The sequence below is a fragment of the Myxococcus sp. NMCA1 genome (assembly GCF_026810205.1).
Classification (GTDB): Bacteria; Myxococcota; Myxococcia; order Myxococcales; family Myxococcaceae; genus Myxococcus; species Myxococcus xanthus_A.
On sequence record NZ_CP113950.1, the window covers coordinates 6,059,463 to 6,075,254 of the forward strand.

Genomic DNA, 15,792 nt, shown 5'->3' on the forward strand with positions numbered 1-15,792 from the left:
GCCTGCTTCCACCGGGCTACTGGGCGCTGGCCGCTACCGACAGGCGCTGAGCACCGTTGCCGTTGGCGAACGCGCCGTGGACGTGGGTGTCCGTGCCCAGTTCGCGCAGCAGGGCCTCGCCCACCAGTTCGTCCATGGGGATGAAGCGGCCCAGCGACGGGCGCCAGGCCTGGACCTGCGCGTTGGCGATGTCGAACCACCAGCCGTGCAGCCGCAGCGTGCCCGCGTCGAGACGCGCCTTCACCCACGGATAGCTGGAGATGTGCTCCATCTGCAGCAGCACGTTGTTCTGGGACAGGCGGTCGTAATCCGACAGGCCCTCCCCCAGCTTCGGGTTCGTCTCCATCCGCTGGAGCGCGGCCTTGCCGTGCTCGAGCCAGCCATTGAGGTTCGGGTTCTCAAGACCCACGCCGCCAGCGAGGACGGCCTTCATCGCGCCGCAGCTCGAGTGGCCGCACACGACGATGTCCTCCACCGGCAGGTTGCGGAGCGAGAACTCCAGCGCGGCCGCCTCGGACTGGTCTCCCGTGGACTGCCCCTTCGAATCCGACGGCGGCACCATGTTGCCGACGTTGCGGACCACGAACAGGTCACCCGGGTCCGTGGACACGAGCAGGTTGGGCACCACGCGGCTGTCCGCGCAGGCGATGAAGAGGCAATCCGGCTTCTGCCCCTGCGCCAGCAACGCGAACTTCTCCCGGTAGGTGGAACGGGCGTTGAGCTGAAAATCCAACAGACCGCGGATGAGCTTCCTCATTGCGCACCTCCAGAGACAAGCGAGTTGTGGTTGGGACCGTCGATGACCTCGGGGCTGCTCGGCTTCACCGTGCCCTTGCGGCTCCAGACGTCTTCAAGCGACTCGGTGAACACCTTGCCGCCCGTCTTGCGATGCGTGTCGCACCAGCTCTCCAGGGCTTCGTGCCCGGAGTGGTCCAGCGTCTGCACGGCCAGGTCCAGCTCCACCTTGGAGCCAGACGGAACCTGCGCCAGCGCGGTGGACAGCTTGGGTACGCCGACGAACGTCAGCGCACCCGAGATTCGCACCAGATAGGACGCATGCGCCTGCTGGTGCACGTCCACCTTGACGCTGCCCAGGTGCCACAGCAGGCGCAGCACGGCGAACGCCAGACCCATGCCGATACCGGCCAGCAGGTTGACGCCCACCACGCCGGCCACCGTCACCAGGTACACGGCCAGCTCCCCGCGCTTCTGGAGCTCACGGATGTGGTGCACGTTCACCAGCTTCGCGCCGACGAAGACGAGCAGACCCGCCAGCACGGTGAGGGGAACGAGCCCCGCCACCGAGCCGAGCAAGGTGACGAACAGGAGCAGCCACACGCCGTGCAGCGTGCCCGACAGCCGCGTCTTCGCGCCGGCGGTGATGTTGGTGGCGCTGCGGACGATGACGCCGGTGATGGGCAAGCCACCCGCCAGACCCGAAATCGTGTTCGCCAGGCCCTGACCGAAGAGCTCCCGGTCCAGGTTCGCCCGGGGGCCCGTGTGCATCTTGTCCGTGGCCACCGCGCTCAAGAGCGACTCCGCGCTCGCGACCAGCGCCAGCGACAGCACCGCCGTGCCGAAGGCGACCCAGTCACCCTTGGGGAAGGTGGGCAACTGGATGCTGGAGAAGATGTTCTCCGGCAGGTCCACCCGGGCCACGTCCGCGCCCATGAAGGTCGCCGCCGCGGTGGCGCCCACCACGGCCACGAGCGGACCGGGGACCTTCTTCAACTTTCCGGGAACGAACTGCCACGCCACCATCAGGCCAATGGTCAGCAGGCCCAGCAGCGTCGCGGCGCCATGAAGGTCCGCGATCTGCCCCGGCAGCTCCTTCACGTTCTGCCACGCGCTCGACTGCGGCGCGCCGCCCATCACGATGTGGACCTGCCCCAGGACGATGAGGATGCCGATGCCGGCCATCATCCCGTGGATGACGGCGGGAGAGATGGCCAGCGCGCCGCGCGCCACCTTCAACCCACCGAGAATCATCTGCACCACGCCCGCGACGGCCACCGCCGCGCACGTCATCGCCAGGCCCATCTGCTGGATGAAGCCAAACACCATGACCGCGAGGCCGGCCGCGGGACCGCTCACCTGGAGGGGCACGCCTCCAAAGAGCCCCACCACGATGCCGCCAATCACACCCGCGATGAGCCCGCTGACGATGGGCGCGCCTGAAGCCAGCGCGATACCCATGCACAACGGCAACGCCACCAGGAACACCACCAGGGAAGCAGGCAGGTCCGTGGCCAGCGCCTTCCAGGGGGAAGCAGCGCCCTCAGGACTCTTCAAAGTCGACATCACACCTCCACACAAGTCGCCGCGACTGCCGCGTGCGCTGGTTCACGTGGAGGCCCTCCGCAAAGAGCGTGCCGTCCGCCTTTCGACAGGCTCAGAGGGAACGCAAATTGATTGCGGTTGGGAATATGAAAGCGATTTTAAGTCCCGGAGCCGGACTTAAAAATCCTTGAGGCCGCCGGCCTCAAGAATCTTGAAGCGCCCTCGCCTACTCCTCCTCGAGCCGGCGGAGGAAGGTGGGATAGGAGAGCCCCAGCACCCTGGCAGCCTCCATCCGGCGCCCATCCAAGCGGGCGAGGACATGCCGGACGTACAACCGCTCGACGTCCTGCAAGGGGCGCGGAGCCCCGGGGACGATGAACGCGTCGGGGTCCACGTCGGGCGGGCCGCTGGTGCCCTGCGGCTCCAGGGAGGCGAGCTCCAGTTCGGGGCCGGCCTCCAGCACCAGGGCCCGTTCGAGCACGTTGCGCAGCTCACGGACGTTGCCGGGGAACGGGTAGCGCTCCAGCCGGGCGCGCGCGGCGCTGGAGAAGCCCACGGGCCGGCGCCCCAGCTCTGCGCACAGCTCCGCCACCAGGGACTGCGCCAGGGGCAACAGGTCCTCGCGGCGCTCGCGCAGCGGCGGAATGTCCACCCGGAAGACGCTCAGGCGGAAGTAGAGGTCCTCGCGGAAGCGGCCCTCGGCCACCTCCTCCGTCAGGTCGCGGTTGGTGGCCGTCACCACGCGCGCGCTGCTGCTCAGCTCGGCGGTGCCGCCCAGGCGGCGGAAGGCGCCCTTGTCCAGGAAGGTGAGCAGCTTCGCCTGGAGCTGCAGCGGCAACTCGCCCACCTCGTCCAGGAAGAGCACGCCGCCCGCGGCCACCTCCACCAGGCCGCGGCGGGCGGTGCGCGCGTCAGTGAAGGCGCCGCGCTCGTGGCCGAAGAGCTCGCTCTCCACCATGGTGGCGGGCAGCGCGGCGCAGTTGACGTGAACGAACGAGCCCTGCCCGCCTTGCAGTGCGTGCAGGTGGCGCGCAATCACCTCCTTGCCCACGCCCGTCTCGCCCAGCAGCAGCACCGAGCTGCGCGGCGCCTTGGCGATGCGCTCCAACATCTGCAACGCGGCGAGCATCTTCGGCGAGTGCGGACGCGACAGGCGCCGCCGTCCGCCCAGCTCGCTCTCCGCCAGACGCAGCCGCTCCTGGAGCTGCAGGTCCGCGGCGGCGCGGCGGGCGCGCAGCACCAGGTCATCCAGCTCCACCGGCTTGGACAGGTAGTCGCGTGCGCCCGCCTGGATGGCCTCCACCGCGCTGGCGATGTCGCCGTGCGCCGTCACCATCAACACGGGCGTGTCCGGAAGCTGGGCGCGCAGCTCCGGCAGGAAGTCGATGCCGTCCCCGTCCGGAAGGCGCCGGTCCAACACCACCAGGTCCGGCGCCTCGCGGGACATGGCCCCACGCGCGTCGTGGAGTGAATGCGCCAGCGTGACGCGGAAGCCCTCGTGGCGCAGCACGGAGGCCGCCAGCGAGGCGAAGGTCCGGTCGTCATCCACCAACAGCAGATAGGTGCTCATCGGGCCACCTCCAACGGAAGGCGCAGCGTGAAGCGGCTTCCCAGCGGACTCCGGACATAGTTCAGACTGCCACCATGGGCCTCCACGGAGGCACGCGCCATGGGCAGCCCCAGCCCCACGCCCTTGGCCCGCCCGGTGGCGAAAGGTTCCCACAACCTGGGCTCGAGACGCGGATCCACGCCGCCCGCATTGTCCTCCACCACGAGCACGGCGTCATGGTCGTCCCGCGTCAGACGCACGCTTACCCACGGAGCCAACTGCATCCCTGTGTCCTTCGCCACCGCACCCGCCTCCACCGCGTTGCGCAACACGTTGTCGATGGCGGACACCAGCAGCGCGGCATCCCCCTGGACCCACAGAGACTCCTCCAGGGAGGTGGTCAGGGCCACGGCCTCTGACTCCGGCAGCAGCTTCACGCCCTGGAGCGCGTCCTGCACCAGCAGGTGCACCTCGCAGCTGCGGCGCAGCGCGGCACGAGGCGCCCCGAAGGACAGCAGCGAGCGCGCCAGATGGCTCAGGCGCTCCACCTGCGAGCGCAGCGCGCCCACGGGCAGCTCGCTGCCCGCGGGGGTATGCCGGAGCACGGACAGCGCGGCCTGGATGCCGTTGAGGGCGTTCTTCACCTCATGCGCAATGAGCGAGGCCGCGGTCCCCAGCGCGGCCATGGTCTCCTGGCGTCGCAGCCGCTCCTCGGCCGCCAGCAGCGAACGGTAGGAGTGCCGCAGCAGGAGGATGAAGATGATGAGCGTGCTGCTCAGCAGGGCGATGTGGAACGCCAACTGCCGCAGGAAGCGCGCCCGGAGACCCGCGGTGGCCGTCTCCTCCTCCAGGACGACCAACAGCAGGTCGCTCTTCCCCACCCACGCGCCCGCGCCCATCATGTGCTTGTCATCCAGCGTCAGCGGCCCCGGCATGTTCGCCAGCGCGCGCAGACGCCCCGTGGTGTCCCCGGCGCCCAGCTTGAGCCCCACCGGCATCAGGAGCTGACCGTGGTCATCCATCAGCACCAGTGACGTCTGCGCAGTGGGCCGCGTGGGCAGCGCGCTGGCGCGGAGCTCTCCCAGCAGCACGCCCTTGAAGCGGCCCTCCTGGAACATGGGGACGGCGACCACGATGGGGCCCCCCTCCCCTTCCAGCAGGTCGATTTCCGGCTGGCGTCCCTCCACCATCCGGCGGAACCAGGGCCGCAGCGGCAGCGGCGAGCGCCCCAGCGGCATGTCCGGAGGGTCGCTCCAGACGCGCTCGCCCTCGGGCGTCAGCAGGGCCACGCCCTCCGAGAAGAGGGACGAATGGTAGAAGGCGCTCTCCAGCAGGGCCAGCTCCGCCGGGGAGACGCCGTCGTCGGGAGACAGCGCGGGGTGCCCGGCCACGCGGGCCAGCTCCGCCTCCAACAGCCCCAGGTGGACGCCCAGCGCCTCCGACTGCACCTGCGCCTGGTTGAGCAGCCGGCTCAGCAGCTCCTCGCGCGCGTTGCGCACGTCCTCCACGTAGCCCAGCACGGGGCTCGTCAGCGCCACCAGCCCCACCAGCCCCAGACCGACGAGCGCGGAGCGCCCCCCGCGCCGCTGCGCGTGGGCCAGCTCGCCCGGCGTGGGGGTCAGCGTAGGAAGCGGAGGTGGGGTCGGCGGCAGGTGGGCGGAAGTCATGACAGGGCGTCTTGGGGTTTACCCCGGCACGGCAGCACCTTCACGCGCAATCAGGCCACCCGGCCGGGGGCCCGCCCGCTGGAGGGCCGGCCACCGCCCCGTGTCACCCGCTCCCGCGCATGTCCCCGCCATGACGAAGTTGTTGCACATGAGTCACACGTTCGGAAAAGGGGGCGCGCAGAGTGACGGCCCGCCATGCCCCATGTCCTCATCATCGACGACGAACGCGACCTCGCGGAGCTCATTGATTTCAACCTGCGGGGTTCCGGCCTCACCACGCACGTGGCCCACACTGGCGAAGAAGCGCTGGTGGCCGCGCGGGAGCAGAACCCCGACCTCGTGCTGCTGGACCTGATGCTGCCGGACATGTCCGGCATCGATGTCTGCCGGCAGCTGCGGGCCAACCCCCAGTCCCGGGGCGTCCTCATCGTCATGCTTACCGCCAAGGGCGAGGAGTCCGACCGCATCCGCGGCTTCGAGGTGGGCGCGGACGACTACGTGGTGAAGCCCTTCAGCGTGCGGGAGCTCGTGCTGCGACTGAAGGCCATCCTCCGCCGCGGCGCGCCCACGGCCGGCAGCTCGGCGCCGCTGGCGCTGGGGCCCCTGCGCCTGGACGTGGCGTCCCACCGCTTCTTCGTGGAGGAGCGCGAGGTGGCCCTCACCGCGCTGGAGTTCCGGTTGCTGGAGCACCTGCTCGCCCGCCTGGGCCGGGTGCAGACACGTGAGCAGTTGCTGGAAGAGGTGTGGGGCCTGTCCTCCTCCCTGGAGACGCGCACCATCGACACCCACGTCATGCGCCTGCGCGACAAGCTGGGCCCGGCGCGCGCGCTGCTGGAGACGGTCCGCGGTGTCGGCTACCGGATGCTGGACCCAGCCGCGGGCTGAGCGTCGTGACGGCGATGTCACGTGGCGGACGCGAAACGGACACCCACGTCACGTAGAAGCGCGGCGTCTTCGCGCAAGCCTCACACAGCGTCCAGATTCCGATCCGCATCATCCAGCCAGGAGAAGTCCCCCATGAAATCGCTCCTCAAGCCCCTGCTCGCGGTGTTCCTCCTGGCGCTCCCCGCCGCTGCCCAGGCGGGCACCGTCACCATCAAGGGCTCCGACACCATGGTCATCCTCGGCCAGCGCTGGGCCGAGGCGTTCATGAAGAAGAACCCCACCATCAAGGTCCAGGTCACCGGCGGCGGCTCCGGCGTGGGCCTGGCGGCGCTCCAGAACGGCACCACGGACATCGCCATGTCCAGCCGGGAGATGAAGAAGGCGGAGGCTGACAAGCTCCGCGCGCGCTTCAAGGTGCCGCCCGTGCAGCGCTCGGTGGCCAAGGACGGCGTCACCTTCTACGTCCACCAGGGCAACCCCGTGAGCGCGCTCACCACCGAGCAGCTGATGAAGATCTACGTGGGTGACATCACCACCTGGAAGCAGGTGGGCGGCGCGGACGCGCCCATCGTCGCGTACTCCCGGGAGAACTCCTCCGGCACCTACGTCTTCGTGAAGGACATGGTGCTGGACGGCGAGGACTTCGCGCCCGCCATCCAGACGCTGCCCGGCACCGCCGCGGTGGTGAACGCCGTCTCCAAGGAGAAGAACAGCCTGGGCTACGGCGGCGCCGCGTACGCCGAGGGCATCAAGGAGCTGAAGGTGAAGAAGGGCAACGAGGAGATCGCCCCCAGCGCGGACAACATCAAGAGCGGCAAGTACCCGCTGGCGCGCGACCTCTTCTTCTACCTGCGCGCCGAGCCGACCGGCGACATCAAGGCCTTCATCGACTTCGCGCTCTCCCCCGAAGGTCAGGCCATCGTCACCCAGGTCGGCTACTTCCCCGTGAAGTAGCCGCGGAGCGTCACACGAATGTCACAAGAGGCGCTGAATCCCTATGGATAGACAGGCGACCATGGAGCAAGGTCTCACGCGGGTCGTGGCCGCGCCGCGCCTGTCCGCGGCGGCGCGGAGGCGTCAACTGCGGGAGAAGGCCGTCGCGGGCTTCATCACGCTGATGGCGTTCACCGGCATCGCCGCGCTCATCCTCATCATCGTCTTCGTGGCCAAGGAGGCGCTGACGCTCTTCACCGACGCGGACGCCCGCCACGAAGCCAGCTTCTCCAAGATGTTCCTGCCGCAGGAGGGCCGCTACCCGTTCCGGTGGCAGCCCGTGTCGGACACGCCCAAGGTCAGCATGATTCCGCTGTTCGTGGGCACGCTGAAAATCACCCTGGTCTCCATGTTGGTGGCGGTGCCCATGGGCGTCTTCAGCGCGCTCTTCGTCGCGGAGTTCGCCCCGCGCCGCCTGCGCGAGCTGCTCAAGCCCGTCATCGAACTGCTGGCCGGCATCCCCTCCGTGGTACTGGGCTTCTTCGCGCTGATGGTGCTGTCGCCGATGGTGAAGGACCTGTTCCACCTGGACCGGCCGCTCAACGGCACGCTGGCGGGACTGGCGCTGGCGCTGGCCATCGTCCCAGTCATCTTCACCGTGTCCGAGGACGCGCTCACCGCGGTGCCCCGCAGCTACCGCGAGGCCTCGCTGGCGCTGGGCGCCACGCTCTGGGAGACGGCGTGGAAGGTGGTGCTTCCCGCGGCGGCCCCCGGCATCCTCGCCGCGTGCGTGCTGGGCTTCGGCAGGGCCATTGGCGAGACGATGATTGTCCTCATGGCGTCAGGCAACGCGGACATCGTGTCCTGGAACCTGGGGGACTCGGCGCGCTCGCTGTCGGCCACCATCGCGGCGGAGATGGGTGAAGTGGTCGTGGGCAGCCCGCACTACTCCCTTCTCTTCTTCATCGGCGTGGAGCTGTTCATCTTCACCTTCGTCCTCAACATGGTCGCCTCCACGTGGACGAAGAAGGTCCTCCAGCGGCTGACCGGGAGCGCCTCGTGAAGTACACCACGCGCCGGGCGGTGGGGCTGGGCCTCACCGGACTGACGGCCCTCGCGGCCTTCTTCATCGTGGGCATGCTGGCCCTCATCCTGCTGAACGTCGCGCGCAACGGCGCCCGTCACCTCTCCTGGACATTCCTCACCCAGCCCCCCAGCGACGGCATGATGGGCGGCGGCATCTTCCCCGCCATCTTCGGCACCGCCGCGCTCACGCTCCTGATGACGCTGGCGGTGATGCCGGTGGGTGTGCTCACCGCCGTGTACCTCCACGAATACGCGCCGCCGGAGTCACGCTTCGCCCGCTGGGTGCGCGTGGCGGTGGTCAACCTCGCGGGCGTGCCCTCCATCGTCTTCGGCCTCTTCGGGCTCGGCTTCTTCATCCTCTTCGTCGGCGGCAACCTGGACCGGATGCTGGGCTACGAGGAGATGCACTGGGCCCAGCCGGGCATCCTCTGGGCCTCGCTGACGCTGGCGGTGCTGACGCTGCCAGTGGTCATCGTCTCCACGGAGGAGGCGCTGCGCGCGGTGCCACTGGAGCAGCGCACCGCCAGCCTGGCACTGGGCGCCACCCAGTCGCAGACGCTGGCGCGGGTGGTGCTGCCCGGCGCCCTGCCCGGCATCCTCACCGGCGCGGTGCTGGCCATCTCCCGCGGCGCGGGCGAAGTCGCCCCCATCCTCTTCACCGGCGCCGCCTACTTCCTGCCGGACCTGCCCACGCACCTGGACTCCCAGTTCATGCACCTGGGCTACCACACGTATGTCATGGCCACCCAGTCACCGAACGTGACGGAGGCCAGTGGTCCGCTGTATGCGACGGTGCTGGTGCTGCTGGCGCTCACCTTCGCCCTCAACCTCGTCGCGGTCATCATCCGGACGCGCACGCGCCGCAAGGCCGCCAGCGCCCACTGACGGTACGCCTGCCATGTCCCTCCAACCCCAGAATCCCCGCGCGAAGATGGAAGCGCGGGAGCTCACCCTTCGCTACGGCCCCAAGACGGCCATCCACAAGGTGTCCCTGGCCATCCTCGACCGGCGGGTGACGGCGCTCATCGGCCCCTCCGGCTGTGGGAAGTCCACCTTCCTGCGCTCGCTCAACCGGATGAACGACCTCATCTCCGGCACCTCGCATTCGGGCACCATCCTGCTGGACGGCACGGACATTCATGACCGCGGCGTGGACGTGGTGGACCTGCGCCGGCGCGTGGGCATGGTCTTCCAGAAATCCAACCCCTTCCCCAAGAGCATCTTCGAGAACGTGGCCTATGGCCTGCGCGTGGGCGGGATGAAGGACAAGGCGGAGCTGGCCACGCGCGTGGAGAAGTCACTGCGCGGCGCCGCGCTCTGGGACGAGGTGAAGGACCGGCTGGACGAAAGCGCCCTGGGCCTGTCCGGCGGCCAGCAGCAGCGTCTGTGCATCGCCCGGGCGATGGCGGTGGAGCCGGAGGTGCTGCTGATGGACGAGCCCGCCAGCGCGCTGGACCCCATCGCCACCGCGAAAATCGAGGAGCTCATCCACGAGCTCAAGGCGACGTACACCATCGCCATCGTCACCCACAACATGCAGCAGGCCGCGCGCGTCAGCGACCGCACCGCTTTCTTCTACATGGGCGAGCTGGTGGAATGCGGCCCCACCGAGCAGATCTTCACCAACCCGCGAGAGAAGCGCACCGAGGACTACGTCACCGGCAAGTTCGGGTGAGCGGAAGAAAAAGGGGACCGGACACATGCCGTCGACGCATACGGACAAGGCCTTCGAGGCGGACCTGAGGGATTTGCGGGAGAAGCTGCTCGCGATGGGCGCGAAGGTGGAGAACCTCATCGTCCAGAGCATGAAGGCGCTCACCGACCGCGACAGCGCCCTGGCCGAGAAGGTCGTCGCCGCCGACAAGGACGTCAACCGCCTGGAGGTGGACATCGACGAGCTGTGCCGGAAGATTCTGGCGCTGCGCCAGCCCGCCGCCAGCGACCTGCGCCTCATCACCACGGCGCTGAAGATCGTCACCGACCTGGAGCGCATCGGCGACCTGGCGGTGAACATCGCCGAGCGCTCCATGGACCTGAACCAGGCCCCCCCGCTGGCGCCCTACGTGGACACGCCCCGGCTGGCGGAGCTGGCCCAGCGGCAGGTCCGCATGTCGCTGGACGCCTTCGTCTCCGGCGACGTCGCCAAGGCGGAGGAGGTGCTCCGGGGCGACGATCTGCTGGATGCCCTCTTCCTCAAAATCTTCAACGAGCTCCTCGCCTACATGATGGAGGACTCGCGCAACATCCGCCGCGCCACGGCGCTGATGTTCATCGCGAAGCACCTGGAGCGCATTGGCGACCACGCGCTGAACGTGGCGGAGATGGTCGTCTACATGGTGCGCGGCAAGGACATCCGCCACCCGCGGAGCCGCAATCTGGCGGAGTAACCCGCGGGCGCGGGCTTCACCGCCCTGTCACCGCGAATTGCCCGGCCCGCCCCGGGCGCTTCGCGGGGCTGACGTGGAGGGCCTCTAGCGTGGCAACCGTGGTCGCGCCATGACGGCGCACCGGCCCCGGGGATTGCCCGCGAATGTTGCTCGCCTCCACCGTCCTGCTGCTTGCCGCCTGCCTCGGACTGTTCGTCCTCACCGTCCAGTTCGCGCTCGTGCTGCGCCACCGGCGTGAGCCGTCCCCCACCGCGCAACCGGGCACGCCCCGCCCGGGCATCTCCATCCTCAAGCCGCTGTGCGGCGTGGATGACGACCTGGAAGCCAACCTGGCGCAGTTCGCGGGGCTGGGCTACGCGGGCGCGTATGAGGTGGTGCTCGGCGTCAAGGATGCCAGGGATCCGGCCTTCGCCGTGGCCCGCGCGGCGGTCGCCCGTTGGCCCCACGTCATGCGCCTGGAGGTCCAGGAGGGCGAGCCGGGCCGCAACCCGAAGGTGAATCAACTCATCACCCTGGCGGACCGGGCGCGCTACGACGTGCTGGTCATCAGCGACAGCAACACGCGGGTGGCGCCGGGATACCTGGAGGAGATTGCCCAGGCCTTCGAGGACCCGGAGGTGGGCTGTGTCACCCACCCGGTGGCGGGCATGGGTGAGCGCACCTTCGGCTCGCTCCTGGACAACCTGCACCTGGGCGCCAGCGCGGCAGCGGGGATGATTGCCGCCAAGCGGCTGGCAGGCCGGGACATCGTGGTGGGCAAGTCCATGGCGCTGCGCCGCGAGGACGTGGACGCGCTGGGCGGCTTCTTCTCCGTGAAGGACGTGCTGGCGGAGGACTACGTCATCGGCCAGTGGGTGGCGCGGAAGCTGGGCCGGCGCGTGGTGATGGCGCACACGCCCGTGTTCAACGTGTCGCTGCGCAAGAGCGTCCTGTCCTTCTTCCAGCGCTATCTGCGCTGGAGCGTGATTCACCGGACCGCGGTGTCTCCGGGCACGTACCTGGCCCAGGCCCTGCTGAACCCCACGCCGCTGGCCCTGCTGGGCGCGATGCTGGCCCCCTCTTCCGACACCGCGGCGCTCTGCCTGGTGGTGGCCCTGGGCAAGGTCGCGGTGGACCTCTCCACCGTGCGCGCCCTGCGGCCACAAGCCCTGTCGTGGGACGCGGTGCCCGCCGTCTTCGCCAAGGACGCCCTGCTCTTCGCGGCATGGAGCTACGCGCTCTTCTCCCGCACCGTGAACTGGCGCGGCACCCGGCTGCGCGTGGGCCGGGGCACCCGGCTGATGCCAGTGCACACGGCATCCCTGACGTCCGAGCCCGCGCTGCCCCAGGGCGACCGCATCCTCGCGGGCTGACCTGGCGACGCGCCCTTCCAGGGCCTGCCTGCCCGCATGCCGCGGCGAGCACCATGTCACCGCTCGCGGAGAATGATGGCGCCCTTCAGCAGCGTTCATCTCAGGTCGAGGGAGGACGATTGGCGCGACTGGCAACGGACAACGGCGCAAGAAGGATCTTGGTCGTCGATGACGACGCGGACTGGAGGGAATTCCTCCGGCTCAGCCTGGAGGACCTTGGCTACGAGACGACCGAGGCCTCGGATGGGCAAGAGGCCCTGGAGACGCTGAGGCGCGGCGGACGCTATGGAGTGATGCTGCTGGACCTCAACATGCCGGGCATGTCCGGGCTGGAGGTCGTGGAGCATCTGCCACGCGGGCCGCATCCCCGCATCGTCTTCCTGACGTCCGCGGCGGCGCAGGATGTAGGCAGTGCCCTGCTCTCAGGGCCACACTACTACCTGCCAAAAGGTGCGAGCCGCGACCAATTGTCACTCCTCTTGCAATCACTTGGTGAGTGAGCAGCCCGCCTCTGGCGTATAGGGTAGAGGGCCCCTGAGAGGAGGGCCATTATCGTCACCGAGCTTCTCATCATCCTGTTGCTGGTCCTGGCAAACGGCATCTTCGCCGGCGCGGAGCTGGCCATCATCTCTGTCCGCCGGACGCGGCTGCGGGAACTGATTGAAGAAGGCAGCACCTCCGCGAAAGCGGTGGAGGCCCTGCGCGGCAACCCTGAGCGCTTCCTGGCCACGGTGCAGATTGGCATCACCGTCATCGGAGCCACGGCGGCCGCGTTCGGTGGCGCGAGCATCGCCACGCGTCTGGGTGACTTCCTCACGAGACTGGGAGTGCCCGAGCAGCAAGCCGACGAAGTCGCCCTGGCGGGCGTGGTGGCCTTCGTTTCGTACCTCTCCTTGGTGCTGGGCGAACTGGTGCCCAAGTCACTCGCGCTGCGTGCCGGCGAGCGCTACGCGCTGCTCATCGGCCGGCCTCTGCGCGGCCTGGCGTGGCTGATGCAACCGGTGGTGTGGTTCCTCACCGCCAGCTCCAACGTGGTGCTGCGCCTGTTCGGCGACCGGACGAACTTCACCGAAGGCCGCCTGTCCGCGGAGGAGCTCCAACAGCTGGTGGAGGAGGCGGCGAAGCAGGGCACGTTGGATCCGCACGCCGGCGAAATTGCATCACGCGCCTTCGAGATGGGCGACGTGACGGTGGGCGAGCTGTCGGTGGCGCGGGACGAGATGGTGGCCCTGCGTCGGCACTCCAGCCCGGAGGAGATTCGCCGAGTCCTGCTGGAGGGCGGCCATTCGCGCATGCCGGTGTACGAGGGCACGCTGGACAACATCGTCGGCTACGTCATCGCCAAGGACCTGCTGGGGGTGGCCTGGGAGGGCAACCTCATCATCCTGGAGGACGTGATGCGTCCGCCCTTCTTCGTCGTGGAGACGATGCGGGCCATGGACGCGCTCAAGGAACTGCAGAAGCGGCGCATGCAGTTGGCGGTGGTGGTGGACGAGCGCGGCGGCGTGGTGGGGCTCGTTACCGTGGAAGACCTCGTGGAGGAGCTGGTGGGCGACATCCTCAGCGAGTCCGAAGTGCCGGAGGAGTACGTCAAGCGCGAGGGTCCGAACACCGCCCTGGTGCTCGGCACCGCGAGCATCCGCGACGTCAACCGGGAGCTGTCCCTGGACCTGGACGAGGACCAGGACTACGCCACCGTGGCGGGTCTGTGCATCGCCCTGTCCGGCGGCGCCATCCCCGGGCCGGGCACGAAGGTTCAGACGGAGGGAGGACTCGTGCTGGAGGTCGTCGCGTCCTCGCCCCGCCGTGTGGACACCGTGCGCTTCCACCTGCCGCAGCGCGAAGAGCCCGTGGAGGCGTGAAGCCTGCCCCCCCCGGCCTTTGGCTCAGGAGGCCAAAGGCGTCGGGAGGTGCGGCGCGGCCTCAGGGGCGCAGCGAGTCAAAGTAGCAGTAGATCTCCACGGAATTTCCAAACCCATACGCATTCTGGGCGACGAGAGAGAACCGCATGGGGTTCCCTTCGCGAGGAATCTCCGGGAGGACGTAGCGCAGCTTGGTGGTGTACCACGCGGTGTAATAGCCGCGGAGCATTGTCGCGATACGGTATTCCACTACCGGGTACCCGTAGTCGAACTCAGGCGGCTCCCAGGCGAACGTGACGTTCCCGCTAGAGGTATCGCAGGTGGCGTTGAGCGGCACTGACGGGCTCCGGGCGAGCGTGCTCGCGATGCGCTCCGAGATCGTGCCCCACCCGGCCTCGTTCCGTGCGACGACCGTGAAGTGATAGGTCGTCGAGTAGAGCAACCCCGTCACGTTCAACGTCAACTCGGTCGTCTCCACGGTCCGTAGGACCTCGTCGTTCAGGTACACCGTCACCAGATAGCCGGTGATGGGACGGCCTCCCGTGTCTTCGGTGGTCCAGCGCAAGGACACGCGAGTCGAATACCCTCTGGCCGTCAACGCGGGAGCGCCCGGCGTCGTGAAGGGGGTGGCCGAAACGGAGCTCCCAGGCCCCTGCGCATGGCCGTTGTCCGCGACGACGGTGAAGGAGTACGCCGTCCCGTTCGTCAACGCGACCAGCGTGGCCCGCGTCTCCGTCACGGTGACCGTCACCGGCTGAGACTCGGCTCCCGCATCCTCGGCCTGCACTGTGATGGAATAGCCGGTCAGGGCCATGCCCTTGCCATCGGCGGCCTCCCACGTCAGCACGACCTCCTGGTTCCCAGGCACGGCCACCAGGTTGCTCACCGCGCCGGGCGTCACGTGCGGCGTGACGAGGGCCGTGCGCGTGGACGCGGCACCACGGCCCCGGTCGTTCACCGCGACCACGCTGAACGCGTAGGCCGTGCCATTGGTCAGGTCAGAGATGAGAGCCTGGTTCGCGAACGCGGGCGACGGCACCACCCGGACCTCGCGCTCACCGGAGAAGACATGCACCGCGTATTCGAGAATGGCGCTGCCACCGTTGTTCGCGGGCGCCGCCCACGCCACCGTGACCTGTGAGTCCCCCGCCACTGCCGCCACCTGGGTCGGCGCCCCGGGTACTGTCACCTGCGGTCCCTGGGGAGGCGGGTCATCCGAACCGCCACATCCCATCCCGCCAAACAGCCCCAGCAGCACCGCAGCCAAAAGACAGATTCGTCCGTTCATCACGACAGTCCTCCCCTCTCACTGGGAAACGCAGGCCTACAGCATCACGCCCGCCTCCGGAAAGAGAGGCTGCATGGACCCTGCCCTTCAGAAGGAAGTGCTCGCACAACCCTGGAGCAGGACAACCGCCCACCTGAACAAGCCCATGGGAAGAGCGAGCTCCCAGCCCTTACAAACGCTCAGGATTTTGGAGATTCGGAATCAGGGACCATCCAATCCTCCACCAGCTTGTCACGAGTGTCCACGCGCCCCTGGAAATGTCGACTATCGGACCAGGACCTCGGAAGCAACCTTGCGATACCAAACACTATTGACGGGAGTCGACAAGTTGACTGACTGTGTTTGCGGCATATCTGGCCATGCCCGATTGGCGCCGCAGAAGGGCGCGATGCACATGTGGTCGCAGGTCAGGCGGTGGCGCATTCTCTGTTGACTGAGGGGTACGCAATGAAAATCAAGTGCTCGTTTCGACTAGGATTTCTGTTGGCGCTCGCTCACTGAAG

At 68.5% G+C, this 15,792-nt stretch carries 14 protein-coding genes; 9 read left to right on the top strand and 5 right to left on the bottom strand.

Annotation, left to right across the window (positions count from 1 at the left end; all coding sequences use genetic code 11):
* Positions 1–16 precede the first annotated feature (16 nt).
* The 4 genes from OZ403_RS24715 to OZ403_RS24730 form a co-directional block, all read right to left on the bottom strand.
* Positions 17–757 (bottom strand): carbonic anhydrase, encoded by a 741-nt coding sequence (locus OZ403_RS24715; protein ID WP_140793622.1) that lies wholly within the window; start codon positions 755–757, stop codon positions 17–19.
* On the bottom strand, positions 754–2,301 hold the full coding sequence (locus OZ403_RS24720; protein ID WP_140799192.1) for a SulP family inorganic anion transporter: 1,548 nt from the start codon (positions 2,299–2,301) through the stop codon (positions 754–756). The genes OZ403_RS24715 and OZ403_RS24720 overlap by 4 nt, the downstream gene beginning before the upstream one ends.
* A gap of 205 nt (positions 2,302–2,506) precedes the next feature.
* Positions 2,507–3,850, bottom strand: coding sequence for a sigma-54-dependent transcriptional regulator (locus OZ403_RS24725; RefSeq protein ID WP_140793626.1), 1,344 nt, complete (start codon positions 3,848–3,850; stop codon positions 2,507–2,509).
* A complete protein-coding gene (locus tag OZ403_RS24730) occupies positions 3,847–5,496 on the bottom strand; it encodes a sensor histidine kinase (protein ID WP_140793628.1) in 1,650 nt (549 codons plus the stop codon). Before OZ403_RS24730 ends, OZ403_RS24725 begins: the two co-directional genes overlap by 4 nt.
* Before the next feature lie 195 nt (positions 5,497–5,691).
* Between OZ403_RS24730 and OZ403_RS24735 the strand changes: the two genes are divergently transcribed.
* The 9 genes from OZ403_RS24735 to OZ403_RS24775 all read left to right on the top strand — a co-directional run bounded on the left by OZ403_RS24735 (position 5,692) and on the right by OZ403_RS24775 (position 14,001).
* On the top strand, positions 5,692–6,381 hold the full coding sequence (locus OZ403_RS24735; protein WP_140793630.1) for a response regulator: 690 nt from the start codon (positions 5,692–5,694) through the stop codon (positions 6,379–6,381).
* 132 nt (positions 6,382–6,513) lie between these two features.
* Positions 6,514–7,335, top strand: coding sequence for a phosphate ABC transporter substrate-binding protein (locus tag OZ403_RS24740; RefSeq protein WP_140793632.1), 822 nt, complete (start codon positions 6,514–6,516; stop codon positions 7,333–7,335).
* 61 nt (positions 7,336–7,396) lie between these two features.
* The gene (gene pstC, locus OZ403_RS24745) at positions 7,397–8,377 is read left to right on the top strand and encodes a phosphate ABC transporter permease subunit PstC (RefSeq protein WP_237077384.1); all 981 of its coding nucleotides are present in this window, start codon (positions 7,397–7,399) and stop codon (positions 8,375–8,377) included.
* Entirely contained in the window at positions 8,374–9,285 is a 912-nt protein-coding gene (gene pstA, locus OZ403_RS24750; protein ID WP_140864480.1) for a phosphate ABC transporter permease PstA, read from the top strand. The genes pstC and pstA overlap by 4 nt, the downstream gene beginning before the upstream one ends.
* A 46-nt stretch (positions 9,286–9,331) precedes the next feature.
* Positions 9,332–10,075, top strand: coding sequence for a phosphate ABC transporter ATP-binding protein PstB (pstB, locus tag OZ403_RS24755; RefSeq protein WP_216619774.1), 744 nt, complete (start codon positions 9,332–9,334; stop codon positions 10,073–10,075).
* A 25-nt stretch (positions 10,076–10,100) separates the two neighbouring features.
* On the top strand, positions 10,101–10,787 hold the full coding sequence (gene phoU, locus OZ403_RS24760; protein ID WP_141253097.1) for a phosphate signaling complex protein PhoU: 687 nt from the start codon (positions 10,101–10,103) through the stop codon (positions 10,785–10,787).
* Between the two features lie 143 nt (positions 10,788–10,930).
* Positions 10,931–12,139, top strand: coding sequence for a ceramide glucosyltransferase (locus tag OZ403_RS24765; RefSeq protein WP_268781873.1), 1,209 nt, complete (start codon positions 10,931–10,933; stop codon positions 12,137–12,139).
* A gap of 158 nt (positions 12,140–12,297) precedes the next feature.
* A complete protein-coding gene (locus tag OZ403_RS24770; RefSeq protein ID WP_370527156.1) occupies positions 12,298–12,639 on the top strand; it encodes a response regulator in 342 nt (113 codons plus the stop codon).
* A gap of 78 nt (positions 12,640–12,717) precedes the next feature.
* Positions 12,718–14,001, top strand: a complete 1,284-nt coding sequence (locus OZ403_RS24775) for a hemolysin family protein (RefSeq protein ID WP_140793646.1) — start codon at positions 12,718–12,720, stop codon at positions 13,999–14,001.
* A gap of 61 nt (positions 14,002–14,062) precedes the next feature.
* Here the strand turns inward: OZ403_RS24775 and OZ403_RS24780 are convergent, their stop codons facing one another.
* Positions 14,063–15,289, bottom strand: coding sequence for a fibronectin type III domain-containing protein (locus OZ403_RS24780; protein ID WP_268781876.1), 1,227 nt, complete (start codon positions 15,287–15,289; stop codon positions 14,063–14,065).
* Between the last annotated feature and the right edge of the window lie 503 nt (positions 15,290–15,792).

What these genes read in the sequence shown, in the direction of transcription:
- OZ403_RS24730 (WP_140793628.1), bottom strand. Translation starts at nt 5,496, where the DNA reads ATGACTTCCGCCCACCTGCCGCCGACCCCACCTCCGCTTCCTACGCTG.
- OZ403_RS24735 (WP_140793630.1), top strand. Translation starts at nt 5,692, where the DNA reads ATGCCCCATGTCCTCATCATCGACGACGAACGCGACCTCGCGGAGCTC.
- pstC (WP_237077384.1), top strand. Translation starts at nt 7,397, where the DNA reads ATGGAGCAAGGTCTCACGCGGGTCGTGGCCGCGCCGCGCCTGTCCGCG.
- OZ403_RS24715 (WP_140793622.1), bottom strand. Translation starts at nt 757, where the DNA reads ATGAGGAAGCTCATCCGCGGTCTGTTGGATTTTCAGCTCAACGCCCGT.
- OZ403_RS24740 (WP_140793632.1), top strand. Translation starts at nt 6,514, where the DNA reads ATGAAATCGCTCCTCAAGCCCCTGCTCGCGGTGTTCCTCCTGGCGCTC.
- phoU (WP_141253097.1), top strand. Translation starts at nt 10,101, where the DNA reads ATGCCGTCGACGCATACGGACAAGGCCTTCGAGGCGGACCTGAGGGAT.
- OZ403_RS24765 (WP_268781873.1), top strand. Translation starts at nt 10,931, where the DNA reads ATGTTGCTCGCCTCCACCGTCCTGCTGCTTGCCGCCTGCCTCGGACTG.
- OZ403_RS24780 (WP_268781876.1), bottom strand. Translation starts at nt 15,289, where the DNA reads ATGAACGGACGAATCTGTCTTTTGGCTGCGGTGCTGCTGGGGCTGTTT.
- OZ403_RS24725 (WP_140793626.1), bottom strand. Translation starts at nt 3,850, where the DNA reads ATGAGCACCTATCTGCTGTTGGTGGATGACGACCGGACCTTCGCCTCG.
- OZ403_RS24720 (WP_140799192.1), bottom strand. Translation starts at nt 2,301, where the DNA reads ATGTCGACTTTGAAGAGTCCTGAGGGCGCTGCTTCCCCCTGGAAGGCG.
- pstB (WP_216619774.1), top strand. Translation starts at nt 9,332, where the DNA reads ATGGAAGCGCGGGAGCTCACCCTTCGCTACGGCCCCAAGACGGCCATC.